Raw genomic sequence first — 18,003 nt, forward strand, 5'->3', positions numbered from 1 at the left:
ACCACGTGAGAGAGCAGCCGTCCGAACCACTCCACGGTGTACGCGGTGCCGCGCTGATCGTGCGATTCTTACTCGAACTCGCCCTGCTGACCGGTGCGGCGGTCCTCGCCTGGCGGCTGGGGCCGGAAGGATGGCGATGGGCGGCGATGATCCTCGCACCGGTCGCCGTCGCGGTGTTCTGGGGATTCTTTCTCGCCGAGAAGGCACGCGTCGTGCTGGCCGAGCCGGTCCGGCTCGTCCTGGAAACGGCGCTGTTCCTCAGTGTCGGAGCCGGACTGATCGCCGGCGGGCCGGCCTGGCCTGCCGTCATCGGCGTCGCGCTGTGGGCCGCCGACCGGCTCGTTCTGGCAGTCACGCGCGGGAAGTCCCCTGCTCCCTTGCGGTGAATGGAGCCGGAGAGCGGGAAATACGGCACTAACCTCGAGCCGTGGACAGTCCGAGCCAGCACACGACCAACCACATCTCGCACCAAGATGGTGGCTCCGTCGTCCAAACCGGCCTCGTGCACGGCGACATCCACGTCCACGGCGTCCGGGTCGGGCCGGTGCCTCGTCAGCTTCCGCCGTCACCCGCACACTTCAGCGGGCGTACCGGCGAACTGAAGGCGTTGACCGACGCCCTGACCGGAACTCACCGGGAAGCGCCCGCACTCGCGGTCGTGTCCGGCCCTGGAGGCGTGGGTAAAACGGCGCTCGCCGTGCACTGGCTGCACAACGCGAGCGAGCGCTGGCCCGATGGGCAGCTGTACGCGAATCTCTCCGCACACGGTCCCACCGGGCCGGCCACCCCGGTCGAGATCCTCGGCGACCTCCTCCATGGGCTGGGAGTGCCGTCCTCGGACATCCCGCCTCGCTTGGCACAGCGAGCCGCGGCCTACCGCTCGCTCACCGCCGGCAGGGCGATCGCCGTGCTGCTGGACGACGCCGCTTCCACCGCACAAGTGACGTCGCTGCTCCCGGCTTCCCCGAAGAGCGTGGTGATCGTGACCAGCCGTCGACGCTTGGGCGGCCTTGTCGCGTATGGCGGAGTCACGGTGCCGGTCGACGTCGTTTCCCCGGACGTGGCGGTGGAGTTGCTCGGCCGCGCGATCGGGCGTGAACGCGTCGCGGCAGAGCCGGAACCGGCCCGGAACCTCGCAGATCTCTGTGGAGGCATGCCGATCGCGTTGCATCTCGCGGCGGCGAGGCTCGCTACTCGGCCGCACTTGCCGCTGGCGCGCGTAGCCGAAGAACTCGCCGACGAACGCCGTCGGCTGCGAGCCCTCGTCGGCGAGGACGGGACGTCGTCCGTCGAGCTGTGCTTCGACCTTTCCTATCGCGGGCTTCCGCCCGCCGCCGCTCGTCTCTACCGGCTGCTGGGGCTGTACCCCGGCGGCGAGTTCGGTACCGGCGTCGCGGCCGCGCTCGCCGGCACGTCCGAGGCGGAGGCGGAGCACTCGCTCGCCGCGCTGGCCGACGCGAACATGATCACCGACGCGGCTTTCGACCGCTACGGCTTCCACGACCTGATTCGGCTGCACGCTCGGCACCTGGCCGAACAGCAGGAACCGGAGGCCGAGCGCGAGCGGGCGGTGTGGGCGGCGGTGTCGTATTACCGGGACCGCGCGACGGCGGCCGACAGCGTGGCGACACCACTGCGGCCGCGTCGCGGTGCTGTATCGACGGAGTTCGGCACCCGGGTGGCGGCGCTGGACTGGCTCGAGCGCGAGTCACCGAACCTGATCGCCTGCCTGCGGACCGCGTTCTCCCGCCGCCGATACGAGCTGGTGTGCCAGCTGTACGACGCGCTTTGGGGTTTGTTTCTCTACCGAGGGCACTACGCGGAGTGGCTCAGCGCCGGAGTACTCGCGGTCGAGGCCGCGACGTTGTCCGGGGCTTCCGGCGTCGAGGTACGGATGGTGAACCAGTCCGCCGCCGTCCACCTGCGCATCGGTGAACCGGCCGAGGCGCTCGAACCGTACCGGCGTGCGCTGGGCGTCGCCCGCTCGATCGGCGACTGGGCCGGCGAGGCGACCGCGCTGGAAGGGCTCGGTGCGGCGACGCACGCGTGCGGACGGCTCGCGGAAGCGGTCGAGTACTACCGAAACGCCCTCGAACTCAACGAAACCCATGACCGCCCTCGGGGAACGGCGCTCTCCACTGCTATCTCGGCCACGCGCTGACGGGGCAAGGCGAGTTCGAGGCCGCCGCCGACCACTTCGGACGCTCAGCGCGGCTGGCGGCGTCCATCGGCGATGTTCATTGCCAGGCGCAGGCGATCGCCGGGCTGGGCACGGTCCACGCGGCACGGGGCTCGCTCGCCGAAGCGATTTCCGAGCTGCGGCGGGGACTGCGATCGCTCCCGACGTCGGAGGCCACCGCGTTACGGGCGCCCGTGCTGGAGAAACTGGCCGACGTCCTGTCCGACTCCGGAGACCACGAAGGTGCGCGGCACTACTGGGCCGAAGCACTCGAGGCGTACACCTCCATGAACGATCCCCGCGTCGAGCGGATCCGGACCAGGATCCGCTCGACGCGGCCGGAGTGAGTTCCGTTCATCCGATCGGTTCGGGCAGGGACGCCGGGGAGACCGGCACCTTGTGCGAGGGCTGGGCCAGCCCGAGCAACGCGTAGCAGGTGCCGCGCAGGATGTTCAGCGCCTGACCAGGACGGCCCGTGATGGTCCGCACGACCTGTTCGCGCTCGCCATCGGTCGGCGGCTCGGCCCGGGACACCTGCGGCGCCAGGGGACGATCGAGACGCAGCGGGGCCGCGATGCGCGACACCAGCTCGGCGGGGCTGCCTGGTCGTACGCCGTCGAGGGAGCAGGTGCTCATCAGCGTCGGTACGCCGAGCCCCGCCGCGTACTGCAGCACCGAGCCGAGATCGCCGACTGCGACATCGGCCACCGCGAGCGCCGCACGCCAGCCCTCCTCCGGCGGAAGGACGACCAGCCCCGCCTCACGTGCGCCCGCCAACCACGCGAGAACCTGACGGCGGCCGTACCCGTGCCAGACGAACGGATGCAGAACAGCCACCACCAAATGCTCCGGCCGAGGCAATTCCTCGGCCAGCCTGGCGAAGACGGTCGGATCGGAGCCGAACAGCGAATGCTTCGACCACGTCGACGAGACCACCACGATCCTCTGCCCCGGCGCGGCACCGAGTGCTTCGCGATACGCCTCCCGATACGGGCGGCCCGCCAGCATCCGGTCGAACGACGGATCACCGGCGACGACCGCGCCGGGAAGCGCCTCGGCACAGGCTTCGCCCAGCGCGCCCTTTTCGTCGTCGGTCGCGAGCGCCAGAACGGTGGGGATCACGGCGTCGCCGAGCATGAGGTGATCGCGGTGCAGGTTGTGCCGGTCGACGTCGCCGTCGTGGCCGATCCTGGAGCCGAGACTTCCCGCGCCGTGCCCCATCAACAGAATCGGGCCGTCGAGCTCGGCCAGGCCCCAATTACAGGCGCCCAGTATCAGATCGAACCGTGTGTTCACGGCCTGGTGCCAGGGGATGACCAGGCCCTCGAGCCGCCTGACGTATTCTCGGATGCCTGACCACCGATACCCGGTTTCCGGCGTGGAGATCATGACCTGCACCCGCATGTCGCTCTCCAACGCGGGCAGGACGTCCAGCAGCCGTTCGCCTGCCTGGAGGTGAGGAATCACGATCAGCACGCGTTTGAGGCCAGGACGGCTCATCCAGAATTCCGCGATCGGGTCGCCTGGCGCGATCACGCGGGGCGCGTCAGCAGGGGTACACATCGATCGTCCCGAGAGCCCGAGTCGCCCGTGCGCCGTCGGTACCGACGACCTCGACACTGATACCGAGACTCGTCCGAGCGTCCTCGTTCGGCACCGGCCCTACCATGCCTGACCAGCGCGTTCCCCCTTCGCTACCGTGCATCTTCAAGGAGAAGCTGGCGCCAGGGACGGAAACGACGATCGACGCCGACTCGGCGCCGGGCGCGACGGTCACGCGCACTTCCGACGAGGTCGGCTCATTCCGGCAAGTACCGTCGTCGGCCGCGGCGATCCGCCGAAACTGCACCCACGAATCAGTCACGGCGAGGGCGGCCTGCGGGGCGACCACGCCCGTGGCACCCGGTGCGCCGGTCGTCGGCGCGGCGTTCGTCGGGGTCGGAGCCGGGGCGACGGTGGTCGCCGGTGCTGTGCCCGGCGGGGCCACCGGTGCCGGTGCGGGCGCGAGCGGTGCGGAGAGCCCTGGACTCGGCGTCGAGGGCGCCCGAGTGCCCGGGCTGGACGGAGACGCGTCATCCCACCCGGGCAACTTGATGTACGGGGTCGCGACCACTGCCAGCATCACGAAACTCGCGACCGCGACCTTGTGCTGTGCGGTCGGCAGCATGCGGCGGAGCAACTCGCCGGCCATCGCCAGCCCCGGGATGGCCAAGACGAATCGCATCAAGCCATTCCGGTCATCGCGACGACGGCGACACTTCTCGCAGGCCTTGACGTGGGTCCGAACGTCGTCGAGCAGCTCCGGCGAATCCTCTTTACGGCTGGCAAGGCCGAAGGGGATCACACACCGGTTTTGTCCTTCGCCGGGATCGGTGACGAGGACCGCGACCGTGGCCGCCTCGCGGAGCGCTCTCTTGCCTCGCCAGCGCGCGTTCCGCACCTCGTGGAGCCGGATGCCCAGCTGCTCGGCCAGCTCGGCTTCCTTGCGGCGTCCGAAGGTCACTTCCAGGTACAGGGTGACGTCTTCGTGATAGGTCTTGTCGAGGAGGTTCCAGATCCGGTCGAGTAACTGCATCGTGTCAAGGCGCAACGTGACGGATCGGCGGAAGTCGGCGTGCGGATCCGCGTTCTCGTGATCTCCCTCCTCGGGGACATCACGACTCGCCTTCAGCTGTCGCCTGAGGTCCTTCGCCGAGTTGATCGCGAACCGGCACAGCCACGCCTGCAGATTCTTGATTTCCTTGCCAGGCGGTCGTTTCAGCACGTTTTCGACCGCTGTTTGAGTCGCGTCCTCCGCATCACGGTGGTTCCTGAGGATCCGGAAGCAGGCGGCATTCATGTCGAACAGGTACTCTTTGACGGCGCGCTCGACGATCGCGCGGTCCAGCGGGGAACTCGGTTTTTTTGCCTTCACGAATTACAAAGACGGAATGCGAAATGAGCCCAACGAGTGCACGCGGGGAAGTACGTCCCTTCGGGTGACGGGTCGGACGTACTTGTCACCTGATGGGGTGGGTTCGGTCGTCACCCCTGCTCGCGCCGGAGGTCGCCGTGCAGGTGCCCGATCTGGATCGCGGTATCGAACGCGCCGCCGGTGATGACGTTCGTCGTGGCCGCCGGTCGTGGCGGATCCGGGACGACCGGGCCGTCCCCGAAACCGTGCGTCAGCAGGTCGCCGCTCGGCCGGGGAACGTAAAGGTGGACCGTGCCCGAATACTCCTTGACCTCGACCCGCCGGGCTACCAGCAGCGACGGCGGGAGCAGTGCGTACTCCGTCCGCAGCACGTCTTCGAAGATCCGCTGAGACAACGCCACCACCAGGAACGTCTGTGCCGGATCGGAACGCGCCAGCAGGTCACGCACCTCCGGCGCGTCGAGCAGCCGATGCGTCGTGATCACCGCGCTGCCGACCGCGGCCGGTCCGGGATCCCGGACCGGGCCGACGTGCAGGCTCGCCCGCATCCGCAACCGGACTCGCCGCCCGACGGCGGGCCACCGGGTGTCCCGTTCCGCCAACACCTCCTGAAGCGAGCCGAAGAACCGCATGACCACGGCGGGCAGGTGGCGCGTCGCGAAACCGAGCCCGAAACCGTCACCGGTGTCGTGGGGGAACAACGCTTCGCGCCAGACGTGACCGAGCCCCGCCCGTTCGAAGGCGAGAGCCAGCACCTCGGGAATGGCGTCCGCCAGTGCCGCCTGCCCGCGGTCGGAATGACCACCGAACTCCTGCGTGTCCACGACCAGCACCGCACGGTACGGCGGCAATTCGTCGATGTCCGTCATCGCGCTCCCTGCCTCGGTTCGCGATTTCGGAGAATACCGTGGTGGAGGAAGGTGGCGTGCCGTTCGATGTCATGGACTCGGGCCTGAACGGGAAAGGGACACTGATCGACGTCCGAGTGGCCGATTTGAGGCTTTGTACGGCTTCTGTCACTTACCGGGAAACACCCGGGACCGAAGGCGACGACGCGAACGGGACCAGCAGCCGCGCCGCGCCGGTGCCGTCCGCGGGCACGGCCCAGATGTCGCTTTCCTTCCCGTCCCCGCGCGGCAGGCTGTAGCCGATCGTGTCGTTGTCCAGCCAGACCACCTGGTCGTCCACACTGCGCGTCTCCGCGAGCGGGGTCTCACGCATCGTGGCCAGGTCCAGCACGTGTTCCCGCCATGGGTTGACGTCGCCCTCCGTCACCCGCTTCTTGAACGCGAGCTTCTTCCCGTCCGGCGACAGCGAGGGACATTCCGCGTTCTCCCGCACCGTGCGAGCGTTCCACGCCACGTTGTCGCCCTGCACCAGATAGGTCCGTCCGCCGGTGGCGACCGTGGCGTAGAACGTCCGCTCGTCAGAGGCGAACGTGACGCCCCAGTAGTTGACGTCCTCGCCACGATGGGGCACGTCCCCGATCCGCAACGGGATGCCCTCGATATTGCTCGACAGCTCGTTCAGCTCGCGATCCATGATGGCCGTACGCGTCGAGAAGGTGCCTGGCGTCGAGTACGAGTCACCGGTGACGAAGGTGGTCCAGCTGCCCATCCGGCCACCGGGCGAGAGCTTCGCGCGGTTGGGGATTCCGGGCACGTCGACTCGTTTGACCTCGCCGAGCGCGGCATCGACGAACCGGGCGACCGCACCCGCCATCGGAGTGGAGTCCTTCGCGAGACACAGGCCGCCGTTCGCCGCGGTGTAGAACCGTTCGCAAGTGAGCGAGCTGATCCGTCGTGGCCCTCCAGGGCCGGCGACTGGGACCGAGGCGACGTTGCCGTATCCCGGCCCCGGCGCGCCGTTGCGGAACAGCAGCCTTCCCGGCTCCTCCAACACGACCGGCCCCGAGGACTCCACCGCGACCGCCGCGTCGGCCAACTGCCGCTCGGGACTGTTCGCCTTGGCCTGCACCACGTAGACCACCGAGGCGGCGGCGAGTGCGGCGACACCCGCCAGCGCCACGACGAACTTCACCGGAAGCTTCACGCCGTCTCCTTGATCCGGCTGATGTCCGCCGGGCCGCCGCATTCGATTCACCTGTACTCCTGGGTGTTCCTGCGTCGTCGTGAACCACGGACCGGGTCCGGTGCCGCGGACGGCACCGGACCTCGGCTGTCAGCGGCAGGTGTACGGACCCGCCTTGTCGAGCACGTTCCCGTTGGTGTCGACGATCTCCCAGGAGTACGACTTCCCGTTCAGCATCAGCTTCATCACCCCGTGCTTGGCGAAGATCTTCTCCACACCTTCGCGTTCCTTGTAGTTCGTGTAGAGGTAGTCCCCACCGATGCCGGTGATGACCGAACGAACGCCGTTGGCCTCGTCGACGTGCCCATTGACGTCCAGCGGCTTCGTCCGCTCGTAGTGATGGTCGTGCCCGGACATCACCATGTCCGCCTTCACCTTGGCCAGCTCGTTCCACAACGGCGCGATCTGCTTCTTGTCGCCGTATTCCCCCGAATTGAAGCGCGGGTGGTGCCAGTACCCGATGACACAGGCCTTGGTGTTCTTCGCCAGGTCGTCGCGCAGCCAGGCCACCTGCTCGGAACCGCCGCCGCCGTAGATCGGATTCGAGTCCATCGCGACGAAGTGGAACTCGCCGATGTCGTAGCTGTAGTACGGCAAGCCCTTCGGATACGCGATCGCACCGAAGTATTCCTTGTACCCCCTGAGCTGGTCGTCCCATTCGTGGTTGCCGGTCGTGGGTTTGGTGATGCTCTTGAACTTGCCCCACGTCTTGTCGTAATGGGCGCGGTACTCGGAAATGGTGCCCTTGTGGTACTGGTTGTCCCCGACGGTCAGCACGTACTGCGGGTTCATCTTGGCGACCTGGTTCGCGGTCGCCTGATGCGTCGAGAAGAGCTCGGGATTGGCGATGTCACCCCCGACCGCGACGGTGATGGGACCGGTTCCGCCGGGCTGGGTGGACGCCTTGACCGCCGAACTCGCCGCGGAGACGTTCCCGGCCGCGTCCCGCGCCCGCACGGAGTAGCCGAACTCCGCTCCGGACGCCAACCCGGAGTCGGTGTAGGTGGTCGTCGCCGTGGTTCCGACGACGTTCCCGTCGCGGAGCACCTCGTACTCGGTGACGCCGACGTTGTCCGTGGACGCGGTCCAGCCGAGTGAGACGCTGTTCGTGGTGCTGCCCGTCGCGGCGAGACCGGTCGGCGCCGTCGGCGCCTGGGTGTCTCCGCCGCCGGAGCGGTCGCCGTAGATTTCCAGCTCCCACAACGAATAGCCGTACGCCGTGCCTCGGGCCGTTCCGTGGATACGGATGTGACGCGCGGACGCGTTGAGGCCCAGGTGTTCGTCGGTGGCGCCGTTCCCGCCGGTGACCGATTTGATGTCGGTCCAGGTCCTGCCGTCGGCCGAGCCCTGGATCTTGTAGGTCTTGGCGTAGGCGGCTTCCCAGTTCAGCTTGACCTTGGTGACGGTCGCGGTGCCGCCGAGGTCGACGGCGATCCATTGCGGATCGACCCCTTCCTCGCTCGCCCACCTGGTCGTGGTGCTGCCGTCGACCGCGTTCCCGCCGGCGAACCCGGCGGCCTCGACCGACGACGTGGTGGTCGGCTTGCCCGCCGACAGCAGGGATTCCGCTTGCGCGGTGGTCCCTGAAGAGATCAAGGTCTGCCCCAGCAGGGCCAGGGTCGCCACCGCGACACCGGCCAGGGGTGTTCTCCGTTTCATGCGAACTCCTCGACGTTGCGGAGTCGGCGAGTACCGGCGGTGGGCGGCGACTGTCAGCCGGAGTCGCTTAGTTAAGTAAGTTTCTTAACGATCAGAGTGTAAAAGGTTCTTAAACTCACAGTCAACGGGTGATCGCGCGGTGCCCGGCACCATTTGGTGGCAGGGTCGCGGCCATGGTGACGCTGGATCGGCTCGTGAACGTCCTGGGTGGATACGGGGCGCGCTTGTGGTGCTGCCCCGTATCGCGCGAGGTGGCCTTGCGCGACGTCGTGATGCACGACGCCGCAGACCCGCGCGACCTGCGCGGGGACGTCTACCTCGCCGTCGGCACGGAGTCGGTCACGGCCGCCGTCGAGCTAGCCGCGTCGGCACAGGCCTCGGTCGTTCTTGTCCGCGGCTCGTCGCCGGATCCCGAGGCGGCCGAACGGGCGGAGCGCGGCGGCGTCGCCGTGCTCCTGGTGGAACCGGACGTGTCCTGGGGTCAGCTCGCCGGCGTGGTCTACGGGCTCGTGCTGGAGGGCCGCGAGACGGAGTCGGGCCGCGGGCCGACCGATCTGTTCGCGCTGGCCGACAGTCTGGCGGACGCGCTCGGCAGCGCGGTGACCATCGAGGACCGGCTGTCCCGGGTGCTCGCGTACTCCAGCCGCCAGCACCTGGCCGACCGGGCGCGGCTGGAGACGATCCTGGGCAGGCGTGTCCCGGAGCCGGTCCGCGAGCTGTTCGAACGGCGGGGCGTGTTCGCGCACCTCGCCGAATCCGACGAGCCGCTGTTCGTCGATGCCGATCCCGAACACGGGCTGACCGGGCGCATGGTGGTCGCGGTCCGCGCGGGCCGGGAGCTGCTGGGCTCGATCTGGGTGGAATGCGACCGGCCGCTGACCGACGCCCGGCGTGCGGTCCTGCGGGACAGTTCGCGCACGGTCGGCCTGCATCTGCTGCGGTCCCGGGCGAGCGCGGATCTGGAGCGGCAGGTCGAATCCGATCTGGTGATCCGGCTGGTGGAAGGCACACCGGACGCGGCGGCCGTGCTCAGCAGGCTCGGCCTGCCGCCCGGCCGGTTCCGGGTGATCGCGCTGCAGGCCCACATCGGCGACGAGCGCCACGCCGCGCTGTTGCTCGCGTTCGAGCGGGCGACCACCGGCTTCGGCTGGTCACGGCCGGGCCGCAGCACGTTGTTCAGCAACACCGTCTACACCGTCCTGCCCGGGGACGACGTCGAGGCGGCCAGAGCATGGGTGCGGTCCATCCGCGAGGCGCTGCCCCGGCAGGTGACGATGCTGGCCGGCATCGGGGCGGGCGCGGCGTCGGCGGAGCTGCCCGCCAGCAGGCTGGAAGCCGACGAATGTCTCGCGCTGCACAGCGTGCGTCCCGGCACGAAATCCGCGATCGCCTACGACGAGGCCTGGGACGACATCCTGGTGCAACGGCTGCGGGCGGCCGCGGCGTCCGGCCGGGCACCGGCCCGCGGCCCGATCACCGAGCTACGGCGGCACGACAGTGCGAACGCCACCAGCTACGTCGCGACGCTGCGCGCCTGGCTCGAGGCGCAGGGAGACCTCGCGGAGGCCGCCGAGCGGCTGGAGGTGCACCCCAACACGATCCGCTACCGGCTCCGGAAGATGGCCGAAGTGACCGACCTACGCCTCGACCAGCCCGCGAAACGGCTCGCGATGATCATCGAGCTCGCCGTGTCCGACCCCGCCTCTTGACCGTTCCGGCCAAAACACCCCGCCCAGGTTGTCGGATCCGGACAATCACCACGGCACGGATCCGAGCCATCCTGACCGCGACAGCACCACTCGTGCAGCGGAGGAATTCATGGGCGAGCTCGACCGGATCGACGGCGGCCCGCGTTCGGCGATCGTGATCGGAGCCGGCGTGGTCGGCCTGTCGACCGCGTGGTTCCTGCAGGAACGCGGCGTCAGTGTCACGGTGGTGGACCGTGCGGGCATCGCGGCGGGAGCGTCGTGGGGCAACGCGGGCTGGCTCTCCCCCGGCCTCTCGATCCCGCTCAACGAACCCGGCGTTCTGCGCTACGGACTGCGGACGCTGCTGGACCGGCAGGCCCCGCTGCACGTTCCGCCGTCCCCCGACCCGCGGCTGTGGTCGTTCCTCGCGCGGTTCGCCGCGAACTGCACCGGCCGATCGTGGACCCGGGCGGTCGAGGCGAACGCGCCGCTGAACGAGGAATGCCTGGAAGCCTTCGACGTCCTCACCGCGAACGGGGTGGACGCGCCGACCATCGAAGCGCCGATCACGGCGGCGTTCGAGACCGCCGACCACGCCGCGGGACTGATCGCCGAACTGCGGCGCATCGGGGAGGCCGGGCAGGACATCTCCTACACCCGGCTCAGCGCCGCCGATCTCGCCGAGCGGTTCCCGCAGGCCACCGCCAGGCTCGGCGCCGGTGTCCGGATCGACGGGCAGCGCTACGTGGACCCGGGCCGCTTCGTCGAGTCGCTGGCGCGGGCCGTCGTCGGCCGGGGCGGGACGATCCGTCACAAATTCGAGGTCGCTTCCCTGCGCGCGCACCGGCACGCGCTCAGCGTGCGCTCGAAGACGGGCCAGACCGTGAACGCCAACGCGGTCGTGCTCGCGACCGGGGCCTGGCTCGGAGACCTGGGCCGGAAGTGGGGCGTCAAGGTCCCTGTGCGGGCCGGACGCGGCTACTCCTTCACCGTCCCGACCGACCGCCCGGTGCCCGGACCGCTTTACCTGCCGGACATCCGCGTGGCGTGCACGCCGTACCGGGGCGGCCTCCGCGTGGCCGGGACGATGGAGTTCCGGAAACCGGACGCGCCGCTCGATCCCGCCAGGATCGCCTCGATCATCGCCTCGGCACGGCCGTTCCTCACCGGCCTGGACTGGGAAGGCCGCACCGACGAATGGGTCGGCTCCCGCCCGGTCTCCACCGACGGACGGCACGTGATCGGCGCGACGAGCACCCCCGGGCTCTACGTCGCGGGCGGGCACGGGATGTGGGGACTGACCCACGGCCCGATCACCGGACGACTCCTGGCCGAGCACATCACCACGGGCAAACAGCCCGAGGCACTTCGTCCCTTCGATCCCCTTCGCTGATGGCTCCGGACAACGAAACCCCGTCCGGCGAACAGTCCGAACTGGACCGGCTCCGCGCCGAGAACGCCCTGCTGCGCACCGAAAAGGACCTTCTGCTGAAGGCCGCGATCGGGTTCGCCACCGACGCGGGCGCCTTCCAGCGGCGGTCCCGTGAACCAGAGGCCCGCTGACCGACGCGGGACTCACCGAAGGTCTGTGGGGGCCGGGGCTTTCCGCACCCGGCCCTCACAGACGTATCCACCGAAAGGCGATCACCACCATGTCCACCGTCTCGTCAGGCCCTTGGCTGACCCCGGAAGCGCACGCGCGGCTGGTGCGGGAGCTCGCGACGTTGCGGCGTCCCGGCACCGACGACCGGTACGGCGACGACGAAATCGCGCACAACACCCACCGGCAGGCCCGGATCCGGCAGATCGAGGACATGCTCCGCGGCGCCGTCGTCGGGCAGGATCCGCCCGACGACGGGATCGCCGAGCCCGGCATGGTGCTCACCGTCCGGTACGACGACGGCGACACAGAGACCTTCCTGCTCGGCACGCGCGACGAGGCGGGACACGGCGAACTCGAGGTCTACTCCCCCGACTCCCCGCTCGGCCGCGCACTGCACGGCGCGAAACCGGGCGACCGGCGGGAATATCGTGTGCCCAACGGCGAGGCCGTCCGCGTGACGCTTCTCGACGCCAAGCCTTACGGGCGCCATCGGGAGACCGGTCGTGAGTGACAAGGGTCGTCAGAGCGGATCGGTATTCGCTGCATCGTCGAGGGACCGGTACGCCGGCACCTCGAGCGGGGAGGATCCCGGACACTGAACGTCCGGAATCCTCCCCGCTCACCACCATCGACTCCACCGAGGCACCCGGACGCTCTCTGTCGGCTCCAGGCCGCCTTGCCCTCGAATGCCCTGGCTGCCACCATCAGGCCAGTGACTGGGCGTGAGGACTCGGTGGGACACGGCCGGGATGTCGTTCCGATGGCGGGGGCGGTGGCCGCCGGGGTGGGGCTGGCGCTCCAGTCCCGCTTGAACGGGGAACTGGGCTCGCGCGTGGGCGACGGGATCACGGCGACTCTGGCGTCGACCTCTGTCGGCCTGATCCTCCTGCTCGCGGTGGTTCCGCTGCTCTCAGCCGGTCGGCGTGGACTGAGGCTGGTCCACGCGGCCGTGCGCGTCGGCGAGTTGCGGTGGTGGCATCTGACCGGCGGCGTGTGCGGAGCGGTATTCGTGGCCGGTCAGGGAATCAGTGTCGGCTCCGTCGGGGTGGCCGTGTTCACGGTGGCCGTCGTGGGCGGCTCGGCCGTCGGCGGTCTGGTCGTGGACCGGTACTGGGGTGGCCGCCCGATCACGATGGCCCGAACGGCCGGCGCGGTGGCCTGCGTGGCGGCGGTCGCGGTGGCCGGGCACGGTGTGTGGCGCGGACCCGGGGTTCTGGCACTGGTGGCGTTGCCCGTGCTCGCCGGTGTCGCTATCGCGATCCAGGCGGCGTTGAACGGGCGGGTCGGAGCGGTCGCCGAGTCGCCGTGGCCATCCACGATGGTCAATTTCGCGGTCGCGGCCGTGTCGCTCGCCGTCGCCCTGACGGCGCGCGTCGCGTTCGGCGGAGGCATGCCTGGGAACCTCCCGGCGGAGCCGCTGCTCTACCTGGCCGGAGTGATCGGCGTGGGCATCATCGCGGTGGCGACGATCGTCGTCCGGCGCATCGGTGTCTTGCTCTTCGGGCTGGCGAGTGTGGCAGGCCAGCTGGCCGGAGCGGTCCTCCTGGACGCGATCACACCGGGCCCGCGGCCGTCGGCCGCCACGATCGCCGGGGTCGCGATCACCTTCCTCGCACTGGTGCTGGCCGCTCGGACGGCTACGGCTCAGCCGCCCAGATACCGCGGACATGCCCGATGTGACGACGCATGAGCGCCTCGGCGCCGTCCGCGTCACGAGCCTCGATGAGATCGACGAGTTCCGCGTGCTCGCGCGCCGAGGGGACGAGTTGCCCGCGTTCGGCCAGGACCTTGAGGCCGTAGATCCGTGACCGGGCGCGCAACGACCGGACGACTTCGACGAGGTGCTCGTTCCCGGCCAGGCCGAGGAGCGTGAGATGGAATTCCATGTCGAATCTGACGTGACCGATGAGGTCCTGGTCGACGGAAGCGCGCTCGATCCCGGCCGCGAGCTCGCGGAGCCGCTTCACCGCGTCGGCGTCGACGCCCGTCTCGGCGATCCGGCGCACGGTGGGCACTTCGATCAGAGCGCGTAGCTCGGTGAAGTCGTCGAGTTCCTGTTCGGACGGCTCGGTGACCCGGAAACCCTTGTTGCGCACGGTTTCCATGAGCCCTTCCTTCACGAGGTCGAGCATCGCCTCGCGCACCGGTGTCGCGGACACCCCGAACTGCTCGGCCAGCGTGGGTGCGGAGTAGACGACACCGGGGCGCATCTCGCCCGAGATCACCGCGCCGCGAAGGTTTTCGATGACCTCGTCGCGCAGGTTGCGACGGCCACCGATCGAGGAGAGTCCCTTGACCGCGCCCACAGCCATCATCGACCCCTTCATCAGGCGTTGTGTCAGTACAATGTCACATGTTACGTTCGTTCACCATGACAACCGACGGGATCGACGCGGTGGATTACCACTGCGGTGGCGAACCGTTCAGGATCGTCACCGCGACGGCGGGACCGGCCGGAGCGACGGTCGCGGAAAAGCGGGTCGCGGCCGCCGCCGACCCCGAGGTCGACGGACTGCGGCGGCTGCTCTGTTCCGAGCCACGCGGGCACGCCGACATGTACGGCGGGTTCATCGTGGCGCCGGACGATCCGGGTGCCCACTTCGGCGTTCTCTTCTGGCACAAGGACGGCTTCTCCGCCGCGTGCGGCCACGGCACGATGTGCCTTGGCACCTGGGCGGTCCAGACCGGGCTGGTGCCCGCCGCTCCCGGCGGCGTCACCGACGTCGTGATCGACGTGCCGTCCGGTCGGGTGACCGCACGCGTCACCACGGCCGAAACGAAGGTCACCGCGGTCGACTTCGTCAGCGTCGCCGGCTACCACCTCCACGACGAGGTCATCGTGGACACCTCACGCGGCGCCGTCCCTTGCACGATCGCGTTCGGCGGCGCGATCTACGCCCACGTTCCGGCGGCGCTCTTCGGCCTTTCCGTCGACACAGCCTCGCTACCCGCATTGATCGAGCTGGGCAGGGAGACCAAGAACAAGCTCAACGTGACCGCCTATGCCGAGCACCCGCTCGATCCGCGTCTCAGCGGCGTCTACGGCGTGATCTTCTACGACGAACTCGGCGGAGAGGACGACCGAGACGTCCACCAGCGCAACGTGACCGTCTTCGCCGACGGGCAGGTGGACAGGTCGCCTTGCGGTTCGGGGACCGCTTCCCGCGTCGCGGCGCTGCACTCGTCCGGACGGCTGGCGGCGGATGCCACGCTCGTCCACTCGTCGATCGTCGGTTCGACGTGGTCCGCCCGGATCGCGGACACGACCGTGATCGCCGGCCGGAACGCGGTGCTGCCCGTCGTGACCGGCCGCGCGTTCCGCACCGGTCACCACCGGTTCGTCGTGGATCCCGACGACGACCTGGTCCCGGGCTTCGTACTGCGCTGACAAGGAGGATTCGTGGACGTCGTCACCCTCGGCCCGGACGAGATCCGGTCCGCCGTGTCCATGCCCGCCGCGATCGACGCGGTACGGAACGGGTTTCTCGCCCTGCGCCGCGGCGAGTTCGAAATGCCGACGCGAACCGTTTTGCGCGACGGCGGTTTCCTCGTGATGTCGGCGCATCACCGCCCGACCGCGTCGGCGATGATCAAGACGTTGAGCCTCGACTTCGATCGCGACCCGGCCATCGTCGGCACCGTCGTCTGGAGCGAACTCGGCCACAGCCGCCAGCTCGTCGCCGACGCCATCGAGGTGACCCGCATCCGCACCGGCGCCATCAGCGGTGTCGCGACCGATCTGCTGGCTCCGCCGGAAGCGAAGACGTGCACCCTCATCGGCGCGGGCGGGCAGGCGGCCGATCAGGTCCGCGCCGTGCACGCCGTCCGGCCGCTGACCGAGCTCAGGATCGTCAGCCGCGGCCTCGAACGCGCCGAAGCGCTCGGCAAGGCACTTCGCGCCGAGTTGGGCATCGACACCGCCCTCGTCGCCGATGCCGACGAGGCCGTTCGTGACGTGGACATCGTCTGCTGCGCCACGACGTCGACCACACCGCTGTTCTCACTCGCTTCGCTGGCCGAGCACGTCCACGTCAACGCCATCGGTTCCTATCGCCCCACCATGCGAGAACTGCCCGACGAACTTCTCGCCGACGCGACCGTCGTCATCGACGAACGCGAAGCGATCCTCGAGGAGTCCGGTGAGATCATCCACGCCCTCGCGGCGGGGGCGATCACCGAAGCCGATCTCATCGAGCTGGGTACCGCGCTGGCCGAGGGAGTCGTGAAGCGAGAAGGCCGAACGGTCTTCAAATCCGTCGGGGTGGCCATGCAGGACTGGACGATCGCCGGTCTGCTCGCTCAAACGTGCCTCGGCCGGGAAAAGTAGGCGGGCAGGTTCGCGACCGCGTCCCCGATCGCGCCGTCGAAGGCCGCGGCGGCGGACTCGGGCTCGATCTCGGTCCCATAGACCACCAGGCACGAGCCATCGCCCAGATCGAGGACGTCCACGGTCCCGAGGTGGTGGTCGACAGCGAGGTCACCGCCGACGACGCGGTACTGGAAGCGCCGGAGGTAGGCGTCGCTCGTCACCACGGCTTCCTCCAGCTTCGAGCCGTCCCGCAACGTGACCGTGCGGCGTTCGCCGTCACCCGTCGACCCGGACATCGCGGGGAACCAGTCCGCGACGTTCGCTGCGTCGCTGAGCACGCGCCATACGAGTTCGGCGTCGGCGTTGATCAAGGCGTGTGAACGGAGAGTCGCCATGGGTCGTCCTCCCTGCTGTCGATGGTTCGGCCGAGTACGACGCGGAGCACGTCGCAGGCGTGCATCAGGTGGTTCCGCGACAGGTTCGCCCGCGCGGTCAGTCTCAGGCGGCTCGTGCCCTCGGGTACCGACGGCGGCCGGAAGCAGCCGACCCGGACGCCGAGCTCGGCACACCTTCGGGCGGCGGCCACCGCGGCCGCCGGGTCACCGATGAGCACCGGCACGATCGCCGAGTTCGTGGCGGATACGCCCGCGGCGGCGGCGAGAGTGTCCGCCACCCGGATCGCCGCGCGACCGAGCCCGGGTTCCTCCCGCAGGACCCGCACCGCCGCCAGCGCCGCACCCGCGGCGGCCGGGGCGAGGCCGGTGTCGAAGATCATCGTCCGCGCCGAGTCGATCAGATGCTCGGTCACCCGGCGCGGTCCGAGTACGGCGCCGCCTTGGCTGCCCAAGGCTTTGGAGAGCGTGACGGTGGCGACGACATCGCCGAGCCCGGCGAGACCGGCTTCGGCCACGGCCCCGCGCCCGCCGGGCCCGCTCACCCCGAACCCGTGCGCCTCGTCGACGACGAGGACCGCGCCCTGGCGACGGCAGACCTCGTGCAGTGCCCGCAGCGGCGCGTGGTCCCCGTCGATCGAATCGACGCTTTCGGTGACGACGACCGCCCGGCGCTCGGTGCGTCGCGCCAGCGCGGCCTCGAACGCGGCGAGGTCGTTGTGCGGAACGACCTCCACCCGGCCGCGGGCCAGGCGGCAACCGTCGATCAGCGAGGCGTGGTTGGCAGAGTCCGAGACCACGAGCGACCCCGCCGGGCACAACGCCGTGATCACCGCGAGGTTCGCCGTGTAACCGGACGAGAAGACGAGCGCCGACTCCGTGCCGACAAAGTACGCCAGCTCCGCCTCGAGTTCGGCGTGCAGCTCGGTGGTGCCGGTGACCAGACGCGATCCCGTCGAACCCGCTCCCCACGTCCTTAGCGCCTCGACGCCGGCCGCGACGACGCGTGGATCGGTGGTCAAGCCCAGATAGTCGTTGCCTGCCAGGTCCAGCAGCCCACCGTGCGGCGACCGCGGGGTCAGGACCCGCCGCAGACCGTCCGTCTCGCGCTGGCGCGCGACGGCGTCGAGCCAGTCCAGCGCGTGTTCTCCGGCTTGCGTCACCACGG

At 69.6% G+C, this 18,003-nt stretch carries 18 protein-coding genes; 10 read left to right on the forward strand and 8 right to left on the reverse strand.

The genetic code is table 11. From position 1 onward, the window contains the following. The first annotated feature begins 5 nt into the window (after positions 1 to 5). From ACIRGA_RS14765 to ACIRGA_RS14775, 3 genes are read left to right on the forward strand one after another with little or no spacing between them, the layout of a single operon-like run. On the forward strand, positions 6 to 386 hold the full coding sequence (locus tag ACIRGA_RS14765; RefSeq protein WP_400940997.1) for a YrdB family protein: 381 nt from the start codon (positions 6 to 8) through the stop codon (positions 384 to 386). 41 nt (positions 387 to 427) lie between these two features. Beyond that, positions 428 to 2,161, forward strand: a complete 1,734-nt coding sequence (locus tag ACIRGA_RS14770) for a tetratricopeptide repeat protein (RefSeq protein WP_400941000.1) — start codon at positions 428 to 430, stop codon at positions 2,159 to 2,161. Continuing rightward, positions 2,158 to 2,526, forward strand: coding sequence for a hypothetical protein (locus ACIRGA_RS14775; protein ID WP_400941098.1), 369 nt, complete (start codon positions 2,158 to 2,160; stop codon positions 2,524 to 2,526). Before ACIRGA_RS14770 ends, ACIRGA_RS14775 begins: the two co-directional genes overlap by 4 nt. Positions 2,527 to 2,533: 7 nt before the next feature. Here the strand turns inward: ACIRGA_RS14775 and ACIRGA_RS14780 are convergent, their stop codons facing one another. The 5 genes from ACIRGA_RS14780 to ACIRGA_RS14800 all read right to left on the reverse strand — a co-directional run bounded on the left by ACIRGA_RS14780 (position 2,534) and on the right by ACIRGA_RS14800 (position 8,843). Next, positions 2,534 to 3,742: a hypothetical protein gene (locus ACIRGA_RS14780; protein WP_400941003.1), complete on the reverse strand. Its 1,209-nt coding sequence runs from the start codon at positions 3,740 to 3,742 to the stop codon at positions 2,534 to 2,536. Beyond that, complete coding sequence (locus ACIRGA_RS14785; RefSeq protein WP_400941101.1) at positions 3,726 to 5,018, reverse strand: RNA polymerase sigma factor; 1,293 nt, start codon at positions 5,016 to 5,018, stop codon at positions 3,726 to 3,728. The genes ACIRGA_RS14780 and ACIRGA_RS14785 overlap by 17 nt, the downstream gene beginning before the upstream one ends. A gap of 185 nt (positions 5,019 to 5,203) precedes the next feature. Then, positions 5,204 to 5,962, reverse strand: coding sequence for a hypothetical protein (locus ACIRGA_RS14790; RefSeq protein WP_400941006.1), 759 nt, complete (start codon positions 5,960 to 5,962; stop codon positions 5,204 to 5,206). 151 nt (positions 5,963 to 6,113) lie between these two features. After that, positions 6,114 to 7,145 carry a hypothetical protein gene (locus ACIRGA_RS14795; RefSeq protein WP_400941008.1) on the reverse strand — a complete coding sequence of 344 codons (1,032 nt, stop codon included), beginning with the start codon at positions 7,143 to 7,145 and terminating at the stop codon, positions 6,114 to 6,116. Between the two features lie 129 nt (positions 7,146 to 7,274). Further along, positions 7,275 to 8,843, reverse strand: coding sequence for a discoidin domain-containing protein (locus ACIRGA_RS14800; RefSeq protein ID WP_400941010.1), 1,569 nt, complete (start codon positions 8,841 to 8,843; stop codon positions 7,275 to 7,277). 173 nt (positions 8,844 to 9,016) lie between these two features. On the opposite strand from ACIRGA_RS14800, the gene ACIRGA_RS14805 reads away from it, so the two are divergent. The 5 genes from ACIRGA_RS14805 to ACIRGA_RS14825 all read left to right on the forward strand — a co-directional run bounded on the left by ACIRGA_RS14805 (position 9,017) and on the right by ACIRGA_RS14825 (position 13,824). Then, a complete protein-coding gene (locus ACIRGA_RS14805; protein WP_400941012.1) occupies positions 9,017 to 10,552 on the forward strand; it encodes a PucR family transcriptional regulator in 1,536 nt (511 codons plus the stop codon). Positions 10,553 to 10,661: 109 nt separating this feature from the next. Then, a complete protein-coding gene (locus ACIRGA_RS14810; RefSeq protein ID WP_400941015.1) occupies positions 10,662 to 11,924 on the forward strand; it encodes an NAD(P)/FAD-dependent oxidoreductase in 1,263 nt (420 codons plus the stop codon). Continuing rightward, entirely contained in the window at positions 11,924 to 12,094 is a 171-nt protein-coding gene (locus tag ACIRGA_RS14815; RefSeq protein ID WP_400941017.1) for a hypothetical protein, read from the forward strand. The genes ACIRGA_RS14810 and ACIRGA_RS14815 overlap by 1 nt, the downstream gene beginning before the upstream one ends. Before the next feature lie 89 nt (positions 12,095 to 12,183). Then, positions 12,184 to 12,645, forward strand: coding sequence for a GreA/GreB family elongation factor (locus ACIRGA_RS14820; RefSeq protein ID WP_400941019.1), 462 nt, complete (start codon positions 12,184 to 12,186; stop codon positions 12,643 to 12,645). A gap of 201 nt (positions 12,646 to 12,846) precedes the next feature. Beyond that, positions 12,847 to 13,824, forward strand: a complete 978-nt coding sequence (locus tag ACIRGA_RS14825; protein ID WP_400941021.1) for a DMT family transporter — start codon at positions 12,847 to 12,849, stop codon at positions 13,822 to 13,824. Here the strand turns inward: ACIRGA_RS14825 and ACIRGA_RS14830 are convergent. Further along, a complete protein-coding gene (locus ACIRGA_RS14830; RefSeq protein ID WP_400941023.1) occupies positions 13,772 to 14,446 on the reverse strand; it encodes a GntR family transcriptional regulator in 675 nt (224 codons plus the stop codon). The two genes, ACIRGA_RS14825 and ACIRGA_RS14830, sit on opposite strands and share 53 nt — an antisense overlap. A 59-nt stretch (positions 14,447 to 14,505) precedes the next feature. Between ACIRGA_RS14830 and ACIRGA_RS14835 the strand changes: the two genes are divergently transcribed. Both ACIRGA_RS14835 and ACIRGA_RS14840 read left to right on the forward strand, forming a co-directional pair. Beyond that, positions 14,506 to 15,522: a proline racemase family protein gene (locus tag ACIRGA_RS14835; RefSeq protein WP_400941026.1), complete on the forward strand. Its 1,017-nt coding sequence runs from the start codon at positions 14,506 to 14,508 to the stop codon at positions 15,520 to 15,522. 12 nt (positions 15,523 to 15,534) lie between these two features. Continuing rightward, positions 15,535 to 16,461, forward strand: a complete 927-nt coding sequence (locus ACIRGA_RS14840) for an ornithine cyclodeaminase family protein (protein WP_400941029.1) — start codon at positions 15,535 to 15,537, stop codon at positions 16,459 to 16,461. On the opposite strand, the gene ACIRGA_RS14845 is transcribed toward ACIRGA_RS14840, so the two are convergent. Then, positions 16,434 to 16,838, reverse strand: coding sequence for an SRPBCC family protein (locus ACIRGA_RS14845; protein ID WP_400941031.1), 405 nt, complete (start codon positions 16,836 to 16,838; stop codon positions 16,434 to 16,436). The genes ACIRGA_RS14840 and ACIRGA_RS14845 overlap by 28 nt on opposite strands. Continuing rightward, on the reverse strand, positions 16,811 to 17,998 hold the full coding sequence (locus ACIRGA_RS14850) for an 8-amino-7-oxononanoate synthase (protein ID WP_400941104.1): 1,188 nt from the start codon (positions 17,996 to 17,998) through the stop codon (positions 16,811 to 16,813). The genes ACIRGA_RS14845 and ACIRGA_RS14850 overlap by 28 nt, the downstream gene beginning before the upstream one ends. Between the last annotated feature and the right edge of the window lie 5 nt (positions 17,999 to 18,003).

This window comes from Amycolatopsis sp. NPDC102389, assembly GCF_044765885.1.
GTDB lineage: Bacteria > Actinomycetota > Actinomycetes > Mycobacteriales > Pseudonocardiaceae > Amycolatopsis.

What these genes read in the sequence shown, in the direction of transcription:
- ACIRGA_RS14780 (WP_400941003.1), bottom strand. Translation starts at nt 3,742, where the DNA reads ATGTGTACCCCTGCTGACGCGCCCCGCGTGATCGCGCCAGGCGACCCG.
- ACIRGA_RS14785 (WP_400941101.1), bottom strand. Translation starts at nt 5,018, where the DNA reads ATGAATGCCGCCTGCTTCCGGATCCTCAGGAACCACCGTGATGCGGAG.
- ACIRGA_RS14790 (WP_400941006.1), bottom strand. Translation starts at nt 5,962, where the DNA reads ATGACGGACATCGACGAATTGCCGCCGTACCGTGCGGTGCTGGTCGTG.
- ACIRGA_RS14800 (WP_400941010.1), bottom strand. Translation starts at nt 8,843, where the DNA reads ATGAAACGGAGAACACCCCTGGCCGGTGTCGCGGTGGCGACCCTGGCC.
- ACIRGA_RS14805 (WP_400941012.1), top strand. Translation starts at nt 9,017, where the DNA reads ATGGTGACGCTGGATCGGCTCGTGAACGTCCTGGGTGGATACGGGGCG.
- ACIRGA_RS14810 (WP_400941015.1), top strand. Translation starts at nt 10,662, where the DNA reads ATGGGCGAGCTCGACCGGATCGACGGCGGCCCGCGTTCGGCGATCGTG.
- ACIRGA_RS14815 (WP_400941017.1), top strand. Translation starts at nt 11,924, where the DNA reads ATGGCTCCGGACAACGAAACCCCGTCCGGCGAACAGTCCGAACTGGAC.
- ACIRGA_RS14820 (WP_400941019.1), top strand. Translation starts at nt 12,184, where the DNA reads ATGTCCACCGTCTCGTCAGGCCCTTGGCTGACCCCGGAAGCGCACGCG.
- ACIRGA_RS14830 (WP_400941023.1), bottom strand. Translation starts at nt 14,446, where the DNA reads ATGGCTGTGGGCGCGGTCAAGGGACTCTCCTCGATCGGTGGCCGTCGC.
- ACIRGA_RS14835 (WP_400941026.1), top strand. Translation starts at nt 14,506, where the DNA reads ATGACAACCGACGGGATCGACGCGGTGGATTACCACTGCGGTGGCGAA.
- ACIRGA_RS14845 (WP_400941031.1), bottom strand. Translation starts at nt 16,838, where the DNA reads ATGGCGACTCTCCGTTCACACGCCTTGATCAACGCCGACGCCGAACTC.